General features: G+C 64.6%; 14 protein-coding genes and 1 tRNA gene. 8 read left to right on the top strand and 7 right to left on the bottom strand.

Going from position 1 to position 14114, the window contains the following annotated elements; all coding sequences use genetic code 11:
* Window positions 1–96 precede the first annotated feature (96 nt).
* Window positions 97–489, top strand: a complete 393-nt coding sequence (locus E4K64_RS26180) for a RidA family protein (protein WP_167767490.1) — start codon at window positions 97–99, stop codon at window positions 487–489.
* A gap of 166 nt (window positions 490–655) precedes the next feature.
* On the opposite strand, the gene E4K64_RS26175 is transcribed toward E4K64_RS26180, so the two are convergent.
* Entirely contained in the window at window positions 656–1318 is a 663-nt protein-coding gene (locus tag E4K64_RS26175) for a TetR/AcrR family transcriptional regulator (RefSeq protein WP_135166051.1), read from the bottom strand.
* A 220-nt stretch (window positions 1319–1538) separates the two neighbouring features.
* Here E4K64_RS26175 and E4K64_RS26170 point away from each other — a divergent pair, with 220 nt between their 5' ends.
* The 4 genes from E4K64_RS26170 to E4K64_RS26155 all read left to right on the top strand — a co-directional run bounded on the left by E4K64_RS26170 (window position 1539) and on the right by E4K64_RS26155 (window position 5405).
* On the top strand, window positions 1539–2774 hold the full coding sequence (locus E4K64_RS26170) for an acyl-CoA dehydrogenase family protein (protein ID WP_135166050.1): 1236 nt from the start codon (window positions 1539–1541) through the stop codon (window positions 2772–2774).
* A gap of 138 nt (window positions 2775–2912) precedes the next feature.
* Window positions 2913–3971, top strand: coding sequence for a phosphotransferase family protein (locus tag E4K64_RS26165; RefSeq protein WP_135166049.1), 1059 nt, complete (start codon window positions 2913–2915; stop codon window positions 3969–3971).
* Window positions 3972–4416: 445 nt separating this feature from the next.
* Entirely contained in the window at window positions 4417–4782 is a 366-nt protein-coding gene (locus E4K64_RS26160) for an NIPSNAP family protein (protein ID WP_135166048.1), read from the top strand.
* Window positions 4779–5405: a LysE family translocator gene (locus E4K64_RS26155; protein ID WP_135166047.1), complete on the top strand. Its 627-nt coding sequence runs from the start codon at window positions 4779–4781 to the stop codon at window positions 5403–5405. The genes E4K64_RS26160 and E4K64_RS26155 overlap by 4 nt, the downstream gene beginning before the upstream one ends.
* 152 nt (window positions 5406–5557) lie before the next feature.
* Here E4K64_RS26155 and argE read toward each other — a convergent pair whose 3' ends face one another.
* Both argE and E4K64_RS26140 read right to left on the bottom strand, forming a co-directional pair.
* Window positions 5558–6736, bottom strand: a complete 1179-nt coding sequence (gene argE, locus E4K64_RS26150) for an acetylornithine deacetylase (protein ID WP_135166046.1) — start codon at window positions 6734–6736, stop codon at window positions 5558–5560.
* A gap of 1203 nt (window positions 6737–7939) precedes the next feature.
* The gene (locus tag E4K64_RS26140) at window positions 7940–8725 is read right to left on the bottom strand and encodes an SDR family NAD(P)-dependent oxidoreductase (RefSeq protein ID WP_135166045.1); all 786 of its coding nucleotides are present in this window, start codon (window positions 8723–8725) and stop codon (window positions 7940–7942) included.
* Window positions 8726–8860: 135 nt separating this feature from the next.
* On the opposite strand from E4K64_RS26140, the gene E4K64_RS26135 reads away from it, so the two are divergent.
* Window positions 8861–9559, top strand: a complete 699-nt coding sequence (locus E4K64_RS26135; RefSeq protein WP_167772261.1) for a histidine phosphatase family protein — start codon at window positions 8861–8863, stop codon at window positions 9557–9559.
* A 66-nt stretch (window positions 9560–9625) separates the two neighbouring features.
* Window positions 9626–10393, top strand: a complete 768-nt coding sequence (locus tag E4K64_RS26130; RefSeq protein WP_135166044.1) for an SDR family NAD(P)-dependent oxidoreductase — start codon at window positions 9626–9628, stop codon at window positions 10391–10393.
* 193 nt (window positions 10394–10586) lie between these two features.
* Here E4K64_RS26130 and E4K64_RS26125 read toward each other — a convergent pair whose 3' ends face one another.
* A complete protein-coding gene (locus E4K64_RS26125) occupies window positions 10587–11822 on the bottom strand; it encodes a serine hydrolase domain-containing protein (RefSeq protein ID WP_135166043.1) in 1236 nt (411 codons plus the stop codon).
* A gap of 150 nt (window positions 11823–11972) precedes the next feature.
* Here E4K64_RS26125 and E4K64_RS26120 point away from each other — a divergent pair.
* Window positions 11973–12048 (top strand) — tRNA-Trp (locus E4K64_RS26120).
* Between the two features lie 118 nt (window positions 12049–12166).
* Here the strand turns inward: E4K64_RS26120 and E4K64_RS26115 are convergent.
* From E4K64_RS26115 to E4K64_RS26105, 3 genes are all read right to left on the bottom strand, one after another.
* A complete protein-coding gene (locus tag E4K64_RS26115; RefSeq protein ID WP_135166042.1) occupies window positions 12167–12928 on the bottom strand; it encodes a glycosyltransferase family 2 protein in 762 nt (253 codons plus the stop codon).
* 140 nt (window positions 12929–13068) lie between these two features.
* A complete protein-coding gene (locus tag E4K64_RS26110; RefSeq protein WP_135166041.1) occupies window positions 13069–13575 on the bottom strand; it encodes a hypothetical protein in 507 nt (168 codons plus the stop codon).
* An 8-nt stretch (window positions 13576–13583) separates the two neighbouring features.
* Window positions 13584–14090 carry a hypothetical protein gene (locus E4K64_RS26105; RefSeq protein WP_135166040.1) on the bottom strand — a complete coding sequence of 169 codons (507 nt, stop codon included), beginning with the start codon at window positions 14088–14090 and terminating at the stop codon, window positions 13584–13586.
* Window positions 14091–14114: the final 24 nt, after the last annotated feature.

The following is a 14114-nucleotide window of genomic DNA, read 5'->3' as shown; positions in this document are numbered from 1 at the left end:
CCGCCGGTACAGTCACACTTCGGTCAGAAGCGAAGCATGCCGGCTGCAGAATGATGTAGTCAGGCTCACGTCTTGCTTGAACCGAAAGTGACGCCCATGAAACGCCAAGCGCTCCGTGTCGAGCCGATCTCGACCTTTCTCGATCGCGTGAAGGCGCCGACCTCGCCGGTGACGCGCGCCGGCAACATGATCTTCGTCTCGGGCCTGCCGCCGTTCGACCCGGAGACCGGCGAGATCGCCTCCGCCCCGATCGAGCGGCAGAGCGAGCGCGTCATGGAGCAGATGAAGCTGTGCCTGGAAGCGGCCGGCGCCTCGCTCGACAACGTCATGAAGTGCAACGTCTACTGCACCTCGACCAGACACTTCGCCGCGTTCAACGCGGTCTACGCCCGCTATTTCCCGCAAGATCCGCCGGCGCGCATCTTCGTCTGCACCCCGGAATGGTTCGGCCCGTTCGACGTCGAGATCGATTGCATCGCGATGATGTGAGGCACCTCGCCCCCGCTTGCGGGGAGAGGTCGGATCGCTCTTGCGATCCGGGTGAGGGGGTACAGGTCCCTCGACGATCTCACGCGCGGAGAGAGCCCCTCACCCCCAACCCTCTCCCCGCAAGCGGGGCGAGGGAGCGCACCGTCGGCGTGGCGCCGGTCTTGCGCTACCGCGCCGCCACCCGCGGCGGCGCCTTGGGTTCCGCCTTTCCCGCCGTCAGCGCCATCGTCGCCACGCTGACCACGCGCGCGACCACGTCCTCGACGTCGTCGAGATCGCACTTGCCTTCCGACAGTTTGGCCAACCGCTCGCTCTCGCGGATGGTGTGATGCGCCATTGCGAGCGCGAAGTTGAGGCCCCAGTAGATATCGACGTCGCTGCGCTCGGGCAGGGCGCGGCGCATGGCGCCGGCGAATTTCCGCAAATGGTCGATCTCGCGGTTCTTGATGCGGCGGATCGGCGGCACGGATTCGATCGAGGCGCGGATCATGAAGCGCGCCGCGGTCGAGCGCTGGTTCTCAGGCCCGAGGCAGCCGCGCAAGGTCGGCCCGACCAGCGCGCGCAGGATCACCTCGATCGGCGCGCGGCCGCCGCCTTGCTCTTCCGCCGCCTTCAGTTCGCGCAGGCGCTCGCGGTTGGTCGCGATCGAGCGGGTGACGAACAATTCCGCGATCAGCTCGTCCTTGGAGCCGAAATGATAGTTCACCGCCGCCAGGTTGACGCCCGCCTCCGCGACGATGTCGCGCAGCGTCACGTCGCTAAAGCCGCGATCGGCATAGAGCCGTTCGGCGGCGGTCAGGATGGCGGACCTCGTATGATCGCTGGCCATGGATGTCCCGGAGGGAGGGAGTTGCAATTCAAACAGTTGTATGAAACTATCGTTTGAAGGCCGGAGATGTCAATCCGCAATCGGGACTCGTTCGCAACGCGATGGGTGTTCCGAAGCGTCCGCAAGCCCGCGCTTGCGGGCCGTACGCAACGGGAGGACAGTCCGGCGCAAAACAGCCCCGCGAAGCACAGTTCGCAAAAAGAGAGACGAGGAGCGTCCCATGGATTTCGATCTGTCCCCCAAGCAGAAGGAATGGCTCGACCGCGTGCGGTCCTTCATGGCCAAGCACGTGCGCCCGGCGGTGCCGATCTACGACCAGCAGGATCACAGCGGCGAGCGCTGGAAGGTGATCCCGATCCTGGAGGACCTCAAGAAGAAGGCGAAGGCCGAAGGTCTCTGGAACATGTTCATGCCGCCGTCGGAGCATGAGGACGACGAATTCCGCGGCGCGGGACTGACCAATCTCGAATACGCGCTGCTCTCGGAGGAGATGGGCCGCATCAGCTGGGCCTCGGAGGTGTTCAACTGTTCCGCGCCCGACACCGGCAACATGGAAGTGTTCATCCGCTACGGCACCAAGGAGCAGAAGCGCAAATGGCTGCGCCCGCTGATGGACGGCGAGATCCGCTCGGCCTTCCTGATGACGGAACCGGCGGTCGCCTCGTCCGATGCCACCAACATCGAAACCCGTATCGAGCGCGACGGTGACCACTACGTCATCAACGGCCGCAAATGGTGGTCGTCCGGCGTCGGCGATCCCCGCTGCAAGATCGCGATCCTGATGGGCAAGACCGATTTCAAGGCGGCCAAGCATCAGCAGCAGTCGCAGATCCTGGTTCCGCTCGACACCCCCGGCATCAAGGTCGAGAAGATGCTGCCGGTGTTCGGCTTCGACGATGCGCCGCACGGCCACGCCCAGGTGCTGCTGGAGAACGTGCGGGTGCCGAAGGAGAACATCCTGCTCGGCGAAGGCCGCGGCTTCGAGATCGCGCAGGGCCGGCTCGGTCCCGGCCGTATCCATCATTGCATGCGCACCATCGGCAAGGCCGAGGAGGCGCTGGAGAAGATGGTGAAGCGGCTGTCCTCGCGCACCGCGTTCGGCAAGAAGATCGTCGAGCACTCCGTGTGGGAGCAGCGCATCGGCGAAGCCCGCACCAACATCGAGATGACGCGTCTTTTGTGCCTCAAGGCCGCCGACATGATGGACAAGGTCGGCAACAAGACCGCCCAGGCCGAGATCGCCATGATCAAGGTCGCAGCGCCCAACATGGCACTGAAGATCATCGACGAGGCGATCCAGGCATTCGGCGGCGCCGGTGTCTCGGACGAGGCGGGTCTTGCCAAGGACTACGCCCACATCCGCACGCTCCGTCTCGCCGACGGCCCGGACGAGGTGCACAATCGCGCCATTGCCAGACTTGAGGTTCGGAAGTATGCAAATTCTTCAAGTCACTAAGGACGGCGGAGAGCGCTGACCGCGCTCTCCCCACCGTCATTCCGGGCTCGCGAAGCGAGAACCCGGAATCTCGAGATTCCGGGTCTGGTCCTTCGGACCGCCCCGGAATGACCGACAAGAAGAAGAGGGAGCGTCATCGTGGCTGACGGCGTCAGGAAAGACGAAGAATTTTCGGGCACCAAGCCGGTCGAGGAGCGGCATCGTTTCGACGAGCTGCGCCTGGAAGCCTGGATGCGCGAGCACGTCGAAGGCTTCGAGGGGCCGCTGGTCGTGCTCCAGTTCAAGGGCGGCCAGTCCAATCCGACCTATCGCCTCAACACCCCGAACCGTTCCTACGTGATGCGCCGCAAGCCGTTCGGCAAATTGCTGCCGTCGGCGCACGCGGTCGATCGCGAATATCGGGTGATCGCGGCGCTCGGCAAGCAGGGCTTTCCGGTCGCGCGCGCCTATGCGCTGTGCCAGGACGACGGCGTCATCGGCGCCGCCTTCTACATCATGTCGATGGAGGAGGGCCGCGTGTTCTGGGATCCGACGCTGCCGAGCCAGACGCCGGAAGACCGCCGCAAGATCTTCACCAGCAAGATCGAGACGCTGGCGAAACTCCACATGTACGATCCCAATGCGATCGGCCTCGGCGACTTCGGCAAGCCCGGCAATTATTTCGCGCGCCAGATCGACCGCTGGACCAAGCAATATCGCGCCTCCGAGACGCAGCACATTGCCGAGTTCGAGAAGGTCGCCGAATGGCTGCCGAAGACCGTGCCCGAACAGGCGCGCGTCTCGATCGTCCACGGCGACTATCGCCTCGACAACATGATTTTCCACGCGACGGAACCGCGCGTGCAAGCCGTGCTGGACTGGGAGCTGTCGACGCTCGGCGATCCCATGGCCGACTTCACCTATCTGCTGATGCAGTGGATCATGCCGGGCCTCGACGGCGCCGACCTCAAGGCGCTCAACATTCCGAGCGTGGAAGAGGCCGCGCAGATCTATTGCAACGTCACCAAGATGACGGTGCCCGATCTCAACTGGTACTTCGCCTACAACCTGTTCCGTCTCGCCGGCATCACCCAGGGCATCGCCGGCCGCGTCCGCGACGGCACCGCCGCCAACGCCAAGGCGCTGGAATCAGCCAAGCGCACCGTGCCGCTGTCAAAGGCCTCGTGGCAATACGCGCAGAAGGCGGGCGCGGTGTAGAAATGACGAAGGGTGCGGCGGGTGGCCGCGCCTTTCGCTTTCGGCAGTTCGTCATCCCGCACATTCGCTGTCATTGCCCGCGAAGGCGGGCAATCCAGTATTCCAGAGACGCCAGTGCTTGAACCGAGAAGCCGCGGCGTACTGGATGCCCCGGACAAGCCGGGGCAATCGCATATGGCATCACACGCGAGCTGAGCGCGCGCCTCGTCCTTCGAGACGACCGCTTCGCGGTCTCCTCAGGATGAGGCTAAGTGGCATCGGTGCCCGCTGAAACTGCCGCCGCGCACTCCGTCCTCATCCTGAGGGCCCGCCAAAGGCGGGCGTCTCGAAGGATGGCCGCAGGGAAAAGCTCTCATATGCGATAGCCCTGCGGTCGTGCCGGGGCATGACATCTTCCTTGTCCTGCGTGCACGGCTAACCATATCTCCTCCGCAAGGAGACGGTCATGATCCAGCAACTGCGCATCTACGAAATCTTCGAAAAGAACAAGGCTGCCTTTCACGCCCGCTTTCGCGATCACGCCGCGCGCATCATGCGAGCCAAGTACGGCTTCCGGATCGTCGCGATGTGGGAGACCAGATTCGGCGACCGGACCGAGTTTGCCTATCTGCTGGAGTGGCCGAACGAGGCGGCGAAAACGTCTGCTTGGGCAGCCTTTATGGCCGATGCCGAGTGGAGCGAAATCAAGCGTGCGACCCACGCGGAGCATGGACTGATGGTCGGCCAGATCGAGGACCGCCTGCTTGTCCCCGTGGACTATTCGCCGTCGCTCAGGCTGTCACAGGAATTCACCTCGGAACCGCGCGCATGATCGACCACGCCACCCTCATTGCCTACATTCTGATCGTTCTCGGCTTCGTCTTCATTCCTGGCCCCGCGACGCTGCTCACGATGGCGCGGGCTGCAAGCTCTGGAACGAGGGTCGGCATTGCCACGGGCGCCGGCATTGCTGCGGGTGATGCGATCCACACTGGCATGGCGATCGTCGGCCTGTCGGCGATCATCGCGACGTCGGCGCTGCTGTTCAGCCTCGTCAAATATGCGGGCGCAGCTTTCCTGATCTATCTCGGCATTCGTGCCATGCTCGACAAGGCGCCGATTGAGCTAAACGGCGGCGCCCCCGCCATCAGCGCGGGCCGCGCCTTCCGCCAGGCTGTGCTGACCGAAGTGCTCAATCCGAAGACCGCGCTGTTCTTTCTTGCCTTCCTGCCGCAGTTCGTCCGGCCGGAGCACGGTTCGATCACCATTCAACTTGCGATACTCGGCGTCGTCTTCGTGCTGCTCGGCTTACTTAGCACCGTTGTATTTGCCGTCGGCGCCGGCCGTCTCGGCAATCTCCTGCGCCGCCATCCGGCCGTCGTGAAATGGCAGGGCAAGGTGGTGGGGGCCATCTACTGCGCCGTCGGCGTCAGGCTGGCATTGCAGGAGCGCTGAGGCGCCGCGCCCGCGCTCGCTCCAGTAGTGGTGGGCAAAGGCGCGTAGCGCCGTGCCCACCATCTCTTCGTGATCACAGCGAAACGATGGGCACGCTTCCGCCTTCGCTCTTCGAGCTACGGCGGACAAGCCGCTTTGCCACCCTACGGCACCTACGCCGCGGCCTTCGCACAATGCGCGATCAGTCTCTCCACGAACCCTGCGCATTTCTCCAGCTCGGCCATCTCCACGAACTCGTCCGGCGTATGCGCCTGCGCGATCGATCCCGGGCCGATCACCACCGAGGGGATATCGGCCATGCTCGCGAACAGGCTGGCTTCAGTGCCGAACGCGACCTTGGCGTGGTCGTTGCGCCCGGCAAGGCTCTTGGCCAGCGTGACGATCGCAGCGTCGGCAGCGGTGTCGAGCGCGGGATAGTCGAGGATCTCCTCGAAACCGATGCCGCAATCCGGATGCCGTGCCTTCATCGCCGGCTCGAGCTCGGCCTTGGCCCAGGCGACGATCGCATCCGTCACCTCGCGCGACTCGGTGATGCCGATGCCGCGGCATTCGAAATCGACCGTGCAAGTGTCCGGCACGATGTTCAGCGCGGCGCCGCCGTGGACGATGCTGGTGAGCAGCGTCGAGTGCGGAACGTCATAGAGGCTGTCCGTCGCGCGCACGGCCGCAAGCGTCTCGGCGCGGCGGCGGATCTCGACGATCAGCTCGGCCGCATATTCGATCGCGTTGACGCCGTCGGGGGCGATCGAGGAATGGCGGGCGAGCCCGTGAAAGGTCGCGCGCACACCGTGCTTGCCCTTGTGGCCGATGATCACCTTCATCTCGGTCGGCTCGCCGATGAAGGCGCCAAGCGGCTTGATCTTCTTCTTCGCGACCTCGCCGAGCATCGGCCGCACGCCGACGCAGCCGATCTCCTCGTCATAGGAGATCGCCAGATGAATCGGCGTTGCAAGCCTGGCCTCCACCATCTCCGGCACCATGGCGAGGCACACCGCGACAAAGCCCTTCATGTCGGTGGTGCCGCGACCGTAGAGCCTGCCGTCGCGCTCGACCAGCTTGAACGGATCCTGGCTCCAGTCCTGGCCCACGACGGGTACGACGTCGGTATGGCCCGACAGCACGAAGCCGGGACGGTCGTCGGGGCCGATCGTGACCCACAGCGAGGCCTTTTGCCCGGTCGCGTCCACGATGCGCTCGCCCGTGATGCCGAACGCGGCGAGGTAGCTCTCGATATGGGCGATCAGTGGCAGGTTGGTGCGGTCGCTGACGGTGTCGAACGACACGAGGTCGGCGAGGAGTTTTCGAATACGGTCGGGTCTTGGGCTCGGCATTGTCTCGTTCTGTCAGGGGATGGAGGCTGAGGTTGCCTGCAGGAACCATACCAACGTGGGGGCCGGTGGGGCAAATCACCATCGCAATCGTCATTCCGGGGCGATGCGTAGTATCGAGCCCGGAATCGTTCCACATCGGCGCTGCGAAATGGAGGCCGGGTTCGCGCCTTCGGCGCGCCCCGGAATGACGAGAGGCTGCCAGACCTTGCGTTGCCCGTCGGGCAAAACACCCGAGGCCTAGGTCAACGCCCATCATCAAAAATATTCCGCTTTACCGAAATTCGGAAATGACGTATGTGTCGTGCAACCCGGCCTAAGGAAGAGGGGCGTATCGCGATCGTCACGAACGCGGGCCGGGCGGCGGTGGACGCCGATAGCATCGGCGCGATGAGTTTTGCAGGGCGGGTAACCGTGAGCGGAACCTCTCGCGCACACGACCGGTGCGATCGGCGTACGGCAAAATCGTGTGGTCCTGACGCCCGGGGTCTGGCGTCAAGTGTTGCGGTGATGCGGCGGCCCGACCGGGCGCGCGCATCAGCCATCCGCAAGGCGACGGGGGCAATAGTGCAACGCTCCCCGGGGAGAGCACGACATAAGCCGTCAAACCACTGCGCAGGGAAGGCCGGATGTTTGGCTCCACCTGTATGCCGCTGTGCAGCTTTTTTTAAGCACACGCTTTCGCACAGTGGACCGTGGGTGCCCGGCTGGCACCCGGTCTTCCCTGCGCCCTCTTTCAATTCATGAGGGTGAGGCGACAAGCAAAGCTCGGGCGAAACAAGCCGCGAGGAGGCGATGCTGTGTCCGCATGAAGGCGAGTACGTTGCAAACCCTATGCATCACCGTCACCCTGAGGTGCGCGCGCTGCGGTGCGATAGCGTCGCAGAGCAAGCCTCGAGGGGCGACGGGCCCCGCTGCATCAGCTCGGCCGCGCATCCTTCGAGGCTCAGCATGCGATGCATTCGCATCGCACGCCTCGCACCTCAGGATGACGGAATTGATACTGTCCTGCGGAGAGATTCTGCATTGCTTCCGCCTTCGTACGCAACACCCCGCTCTCGTGCCCCGGACGCAGCGCAGCGTCCCTTCGACGATGCGCTGCTGAGCCGGGGCCCATGTCGCAGCGAGTGCCACGGCCCGCCGGGTCCCGGCTCTGCGCAGCAGCGTAAGAACGCTGCAGCGCGTCCGGGACACGGGACGTCCTCACTACACCGGCTTGCCCGTGTACGGCATCGATGCCGTCAGACCGCCGTCGACCGGGAACGCCTGGCCGTTGACATACGAGGCCTCGTCGCTGGCCAGGAACAGGCCCATCGCTGCGAGCTCGTGCGGCTGGCCCGGGCGCTTGAGCGGGTTGAGCTGGCCGATCTTGTCCTGGGTGCCGCGTTCCTTGGCGCGGTCGAAGATCGGCTTGGTCATGCCGGTCTCGATCAGGCCCGGGCACACCGCGTTGATGCGCACGCCGGTGCCGGTGAGCGAATAGGCGGTGGTCTGCACCAGGCTGATCACGCCCGCCTTGCTCGCCGCATAAGGATGCCCGCTGGCGCCGGCCTTGAGGCCCGCGACGGATGCGGTCAACACGATCGCGCCGGACTGCTGCTTCACCATGTGCGGCATCGCATGCTTCACCGCGAGGAACGGCCCGATCAGATTGATGCGCAAGATCTCCTGCCAGTGTTCCACGGTCTGCTCGGGAATCGGAACGAGCCCGCCGGAGATGCCGGCATTGGCCCAGATCACGTCCAGCCGGCCGTGGGTCGTCACCGCCTTGTCGATCACGGCGATGACGTCCGTCTCCGAGCCCGCGTCCGCGATCATGGCTTCCGCGACGCCGCCGGCTTTCTTGATCTCGTCGACCGTCTCCTTCACCGCCTCGGTGCGATCGACCGCGATCAGCTTGGCGCCTTCCCTGGTGAACAGCAGCGCGGCGGCACGGCCAATGCCGCTGCCGGCGCCGGTGATGATGACGGATTTGCCCTGCAGGCGGCCCATGCGTTTCTCCCTTGTGATGGCTCGCGCGACGCTTGCCGCGCGACGGAATTTCAAACAAGATTTCAAACGGTAAAGTGTCTTGAGACAGGTTCGCTACTGACGTACAGCGACATCAGACGGGATGGAAGGGTTTCGATGGCAGGTGCAGACAAGCCCAATGTGGTCGTCACGCGATGGTGGTGGGTCCGTCACGCGCCGGTCCGCAATGACGGCGGCAACATCTACGGACAGTCCGACATCGCCTGCGATACCAGCGATACCTATGTGTTCAATGCCGTTGCCAAGGTGCTGCCACGCAAAGCGGTGTGGTATTCGAGCAATCTGATGCGCACGCACCAGACCGCCGAGGCGATCTGGGAGGCCGGCTTCCCGCGGCCTGCGTCGATGCAACGGGAAGCGGACCTTGCCGAACAGAATCTCGGCCGCTGGCAGGGCATGAACCGTGCCCAGTTCATCGCCAGCCGTCCCGTCGGCGCAAGCTGGTTCGCCGACATCAACGAGCCCGCGCCCGGCGGCGAAAGCTTCATGGATCTCTACAACCGCACGCGCCGCACCATCGAGCGGATCAACAAGGAGGCGGCCGGGCAGGACATCATCGCGGTCGCCCATGGCGGCACGATCAAGGCGGCGCTGGGGCTCGCGCTCGACGGCCAGCCGGAGCGGGGGCTGTCGTTCGACATCGACAATTGCTCGGTGACCCGGCTCGATCATTTCGCAAGTCCCGATCGCACGGTCTGGCGGCTTCCGATGGTGAACCAGCAGCCCTGGATCGCGGACGATGCGCACGCGGCGATGCACCAGCCGGCGGGACCGGAAGTCAAGAAGCTCGCCTGAAGCGGTTGTCGCTCGCGCGAGCGACATCAGTTTCGGGCCAATCAAATCGTACTCAGGGAGAGACACATGACCTTGTTCGACATGAAGGGGAAAGTCGCCGTCATCACGGGATCGACGCGCGGCATCGGGCTTGCGATCGCCGAGCGCATGGCCGAGCACGGCGCCAAGGTCGTGATCTCCTCGCGCAAGGCCGACGTCTGCGAGCAAGTCGCGAAGGGCATCAACGACAAGTTCGGCAAGGGCACCGCCGCCGCGGTCGCCGCCAACATCTCGTCAAAGGAGAACCTGCAAAACCTCGTCGACGAGAGCAACCGCGCCTTCGGCAAGATCGACGTGCTGGTCTGCAATGCGGCCTCGAACCCGTATTACGGTCCGCTCGCCGGCATCTCCGACGATCAGTTCAGGAAAATTCTCGACAACAACATCGTGGCCAACAACTGGCTGATCTCGATGGTGGTGCCGCAGATGATCGAGCGCAAGGACGGCTCCATCATCATCGTCTCCTCGATCGGCGGCCTCAAGGGCTCGACCATCCTCGGCGCCTACGCCATCTCCAAGGCCGCCGACATGCAGCTCGCGCGCAATCTGGCTTGCGAATACGGCAAGCATAATATCCGTGTGAACTGCATCGCGCCCGGCCTGATCAAGACCGACTTTGCGAAGGCGCTGTGGGACAATCCGGAGAACCTGAAGGCCTCGACCTCGCGCTCGCCGCTCTTGCGCATCGGCATCCCCGACGAGATCGCGGGCGCGGCCGTGTTCCTGGGCTCCAAGGCCGGCGACTTCATGACCGGCCAGACCATGGTGATCGACGGCGGCGCGACGATCAGTTGAGGTGAGCTCTCGTGTCCCGGACGCGGTGCGCTCCCTCTCCCGCTTGCGGGAGAGGGTAGGGGAGAGGGTGTCTCCGCGGTGGGATTCCCAATGAGGAAAAAGCCCTCTGCCGGCGCTTCGCGCCGCCCTCTCCCGCAAGCGGGAGAGGGCGCACCGCATATGCCGCTCGATCGTTCGGTGAAGGTTCGAGTCGCTACTCCACCGCGGCGTAAACCAGATCCCGCACCAGGGTCCGCGTGTAGTCGCGCTGTCCCGGCCCCTGGCTCATGAACACCACGAACAAATCCTCCTTCGGATCGATCCAGAAGAACGTGCCGGCGATGCCGCTCCAGAAATACTGGCCGACGCTGCCGGGGAATGGCGCGATGCCGGCCTCGCGGCGCACGGCGAAGCCGAGACCGAAACCGTGGCCGGGCGAGAGCAGGGTGCCGTTGATCTGAACGTGCGGCCCGAGATAATCGGACGCCATCAGCTCCAGCGTCTTGCGGCCGATGATCCTGTTGCCATCCAGCGTGCCGCCATTGCGCAGCATCAGGCAGAAGCGGGCATAGTCCATCGTGGTCGAGACCAGGCCGCCGCCGCCGGATTCCATCACCGGCTGCTCGAGCATGTTGAAGAGCGCGACCTTGTCGCCGGTCCAGGGATCGGCCGCGAACGGCTCGGCGAGCCTGCTCGCATTGGCCTCGGAGGTCGCGAAGCCGGTCTCGGCCATCTGCAGCGGGGCGAGCACGCGCTCGGTGAGGAAGGCGCTGAGCGACTTGCCGCTGACGACCTCGATGATGCGGCCGAGAATGTCGGTGGAGCGGCTGTAGTTGAATTCCGCGCCGGGCTGGCAGACCAGCGGGAAGCTCGCCACCAGTGCGGCATGCTCGGCGTTGCTGATCTTGCGGCTGCGGACGCGGGACTCCTGATAGAGCTTGTGCACGGGGCCGTCGCCCTGGTGCTCGTAGGTGAGGCCCGAGGTGTGGCGGAGCAGGTCCTGCACGGTCATCGGCCGCGTCGGGGCGACCAGCTCCAGCTTGCCGTCCTTGACGATGCCGACCTGCTGGCTCGCGAATTCCGGGATGAATTTGGCGACGGAATCGCTGAGCAGGAGGCGGCCGTCCTCGACCAGCGCCATGACGGCGACCGACACGATCGGCTTGGTCATCGAGAAGATCCGGAAGATCGAATCACGTGCCATCGGCGCGGCGGCCACCGGGCTCTGCTTGCCGAGCGCCTCGAACCAGCCGACCTGGCCACCTCTCGCCACCAGCACCGTGACGCCGGGAACGGTTCCCTTGTCGATCTCGCGCTTGAAGGCGTCCGACATGGCCAGGAGGCGGGGGCGCGACAGCCCGAGGGTCTCCGGGCGCGCCTCCGGCAAGGGCGGGGTCAACGGCGCGATGCCGGCCTGCGAGGCGGCTGGAGCAGTCGCTGTGGCGGTCATGGGCACTCCCAGTTGTTCTTGATTATCGGCAATGGACTGTGGCCCAGAAGCCCCGGCACAAACAAGCGAAGCCGGCGCGGTTCACCCTTGCAATCCGGCCGCTCTCTGTGCTTGAAAGCGCGCCTGATCCTAAGGCGACGCAGGGTCTGTAGGAGTGTAGCTCAATTGGTAGAGCACCGGTCTCCAAAACCGGGGGTCGCAGGTTCGAGCCCTGCCACTCCTGCCAGTAAAATCAGTCACTTAGATGAGATGCTGGCGGGGTAGGGACAAGGCGTCCCTCGTACGAATCGCCGAAAGCCAGTCCAAATATCCGAGGTCCCGCGCCGAGGCCTGCGGGGCGCGCCTCAACGCGCGAGGGTCCGCTCCGCGTCGCGGGGAACCTGGCTGAGATCGACGTCCCGGATGGGAACGCGGCGCAGCAAAGAGACGATGGTGCCGACGAGCTCGAAATAGGTGTGCAGCCGCAGCGCGCGGGACGATCCCTTCAATTCCGCGTTCAGGCTCACGGGTACCTGCACGTAGCTGAGGCCGAGCTGGAGCAGCGAGATCAACGCGCAGATCTGATAACCGTAGCCGTCGGTCTTCACCGCGATCTGGCGCAGCCATTTCACGGGATAGACGATCATGCTGTGGTAGTCGGACAGCCAGAAGCCGAACAGGCAGTTCAGGATGAACCGCAGCGAATGCGACTGCAGCGAGCGGTTGACCGAGCGGTCCGACTGATTGTCGCGATAGGTGATGACGAGGTCAGCGGCGCCGGCCGCCTTGAACATCCGGGCAATACCTTCGTTCTGGAAGGCGTGATCGCCGGGAATGAGCGTGATGGCGTCGAACTTCGCGCGCGACAGGGCGTATTCGAAGCCGGCACCGACGCCCCGCCTTTCGGCGTTATGTTGCACGATGATGCGCGGATCGCCGGCCGCGAACTCGTCCATGATCGCGCCGGTGGCATCAGTGCTGCCGTCGTCGATCAGGAAGATTTCGAAGTCGTCGAGCAGCTCGCAGGCCAGCGGCAGCACGCCGCCAATGGTGTCGGCGATCTTGTCCTGCTCGTTCAGAGCAGGGATGACGATCGTAAGCCGCTTTGCCGCCCTGGAAGGTGTCATCTTATGCCGCCGTTGCCGGCTACCCTTGACTGGTAGAAGCCCGGGGCAATTCTAGGTCATCTGAGCCGGGCGAACAATGTGGCCCCGGACATGGTCCACACAACCGGACACGAAAGCCGGGATGTGTGTGTTTCGCGCAACTAGTCGGAAAAATCGTAGAGGCCGGTATCGCCAATGCCGAAGGCACGGCGCAGCCGTCCGATGCGGCCTGCCATATTCCGGCCCGCCGCCGTCGCCCTGAAGTGCGAATCGACCGGTTCGACCAGGCCGCCATCGACCAGGTTCCCAATTCGTCCCCGGAAGAGATCCGGAACCTGCCTTTCGGCGATGTCCGAAACCGCGGCCCTGCGACCGGGCCGGTCGACTAGGCCGCGCAGGATGTCCAGGGAAACCGATTTATACACCGCGCCAAAGGCGAAAACGTAAGTCATTACGAAAAATCCGAAAATCGAGGCGGCGTTCCAATACTGGAATTGCGGGATGGCGAAAATTCCGAGCATCACGCCGAGACCATGCGAGACGACCGCGGCGATCGCGAGCAGGATCACGGGTCCCAGCGCCCACGCGCGAGCGCGGGCCATGAGCTGCAAGGCAGGCGCCAGCAGGGCAAAGACGACGACGGCGACAAGTCCGACAGCGAAGGACATCGTGCCGCTCACCCAAGACCCGTCGACAGACGAACAAGCTTGACGAGATGCGCGACCGCTACCCCCTTGGCCGTCGGGGCCAGCCGGCCGTCTGCCGTCACCACCAGCCCGGAGCCGACCAGGAGCTTCAGGCGGTTGTGCGCGAAGGTGCCGAGATCTCCGCCCTGCATGTACGCCTCGGCCCAATGCTCCAGGGTGAGGGGGCGCCCGGCCTGCACGAGCGCCGTGAGCAGCGTCAGCGTGAATCCCCACGCCAGGAGGCTGAACAGGATGTAGCAAAACATCATCGCCGTCCCCAACAGCAGGAGACCGCCAATCACGTCGCCGACGTCGCGTTGACCTGGAAGCGCTACACACGCGATCGCGTAAAAGATGACGACGCTGACGCAGGCCAGCCGGAAGCGGCGGCCGGATCCGCCGGTGGCGGCGATGCGCGCGTAACACAGCAACAGCAGTGGAAAGGCGATGCTGAGACCAATCGCAGCGGCCTGCGCCGGGCCCGGTAGCATGTTCATTGCGTAAATCGCCCCGGACGCTCT

It is taken from the genome of Bradyrhizobium frederickii (genome assembly GCF_004570865.1).
In the GTDB taxonomy this organism is placed as follows: Bacteria; Pseudomonadota; Alphaproteobacteria; order Rhizobiales; family Xanthobacteraceae; genus Bradyrhizobium; species Bradyrhizobium frederickii.
This window is presented reverse-complemented; position numbering and strand designations above follow the sequence as displayed.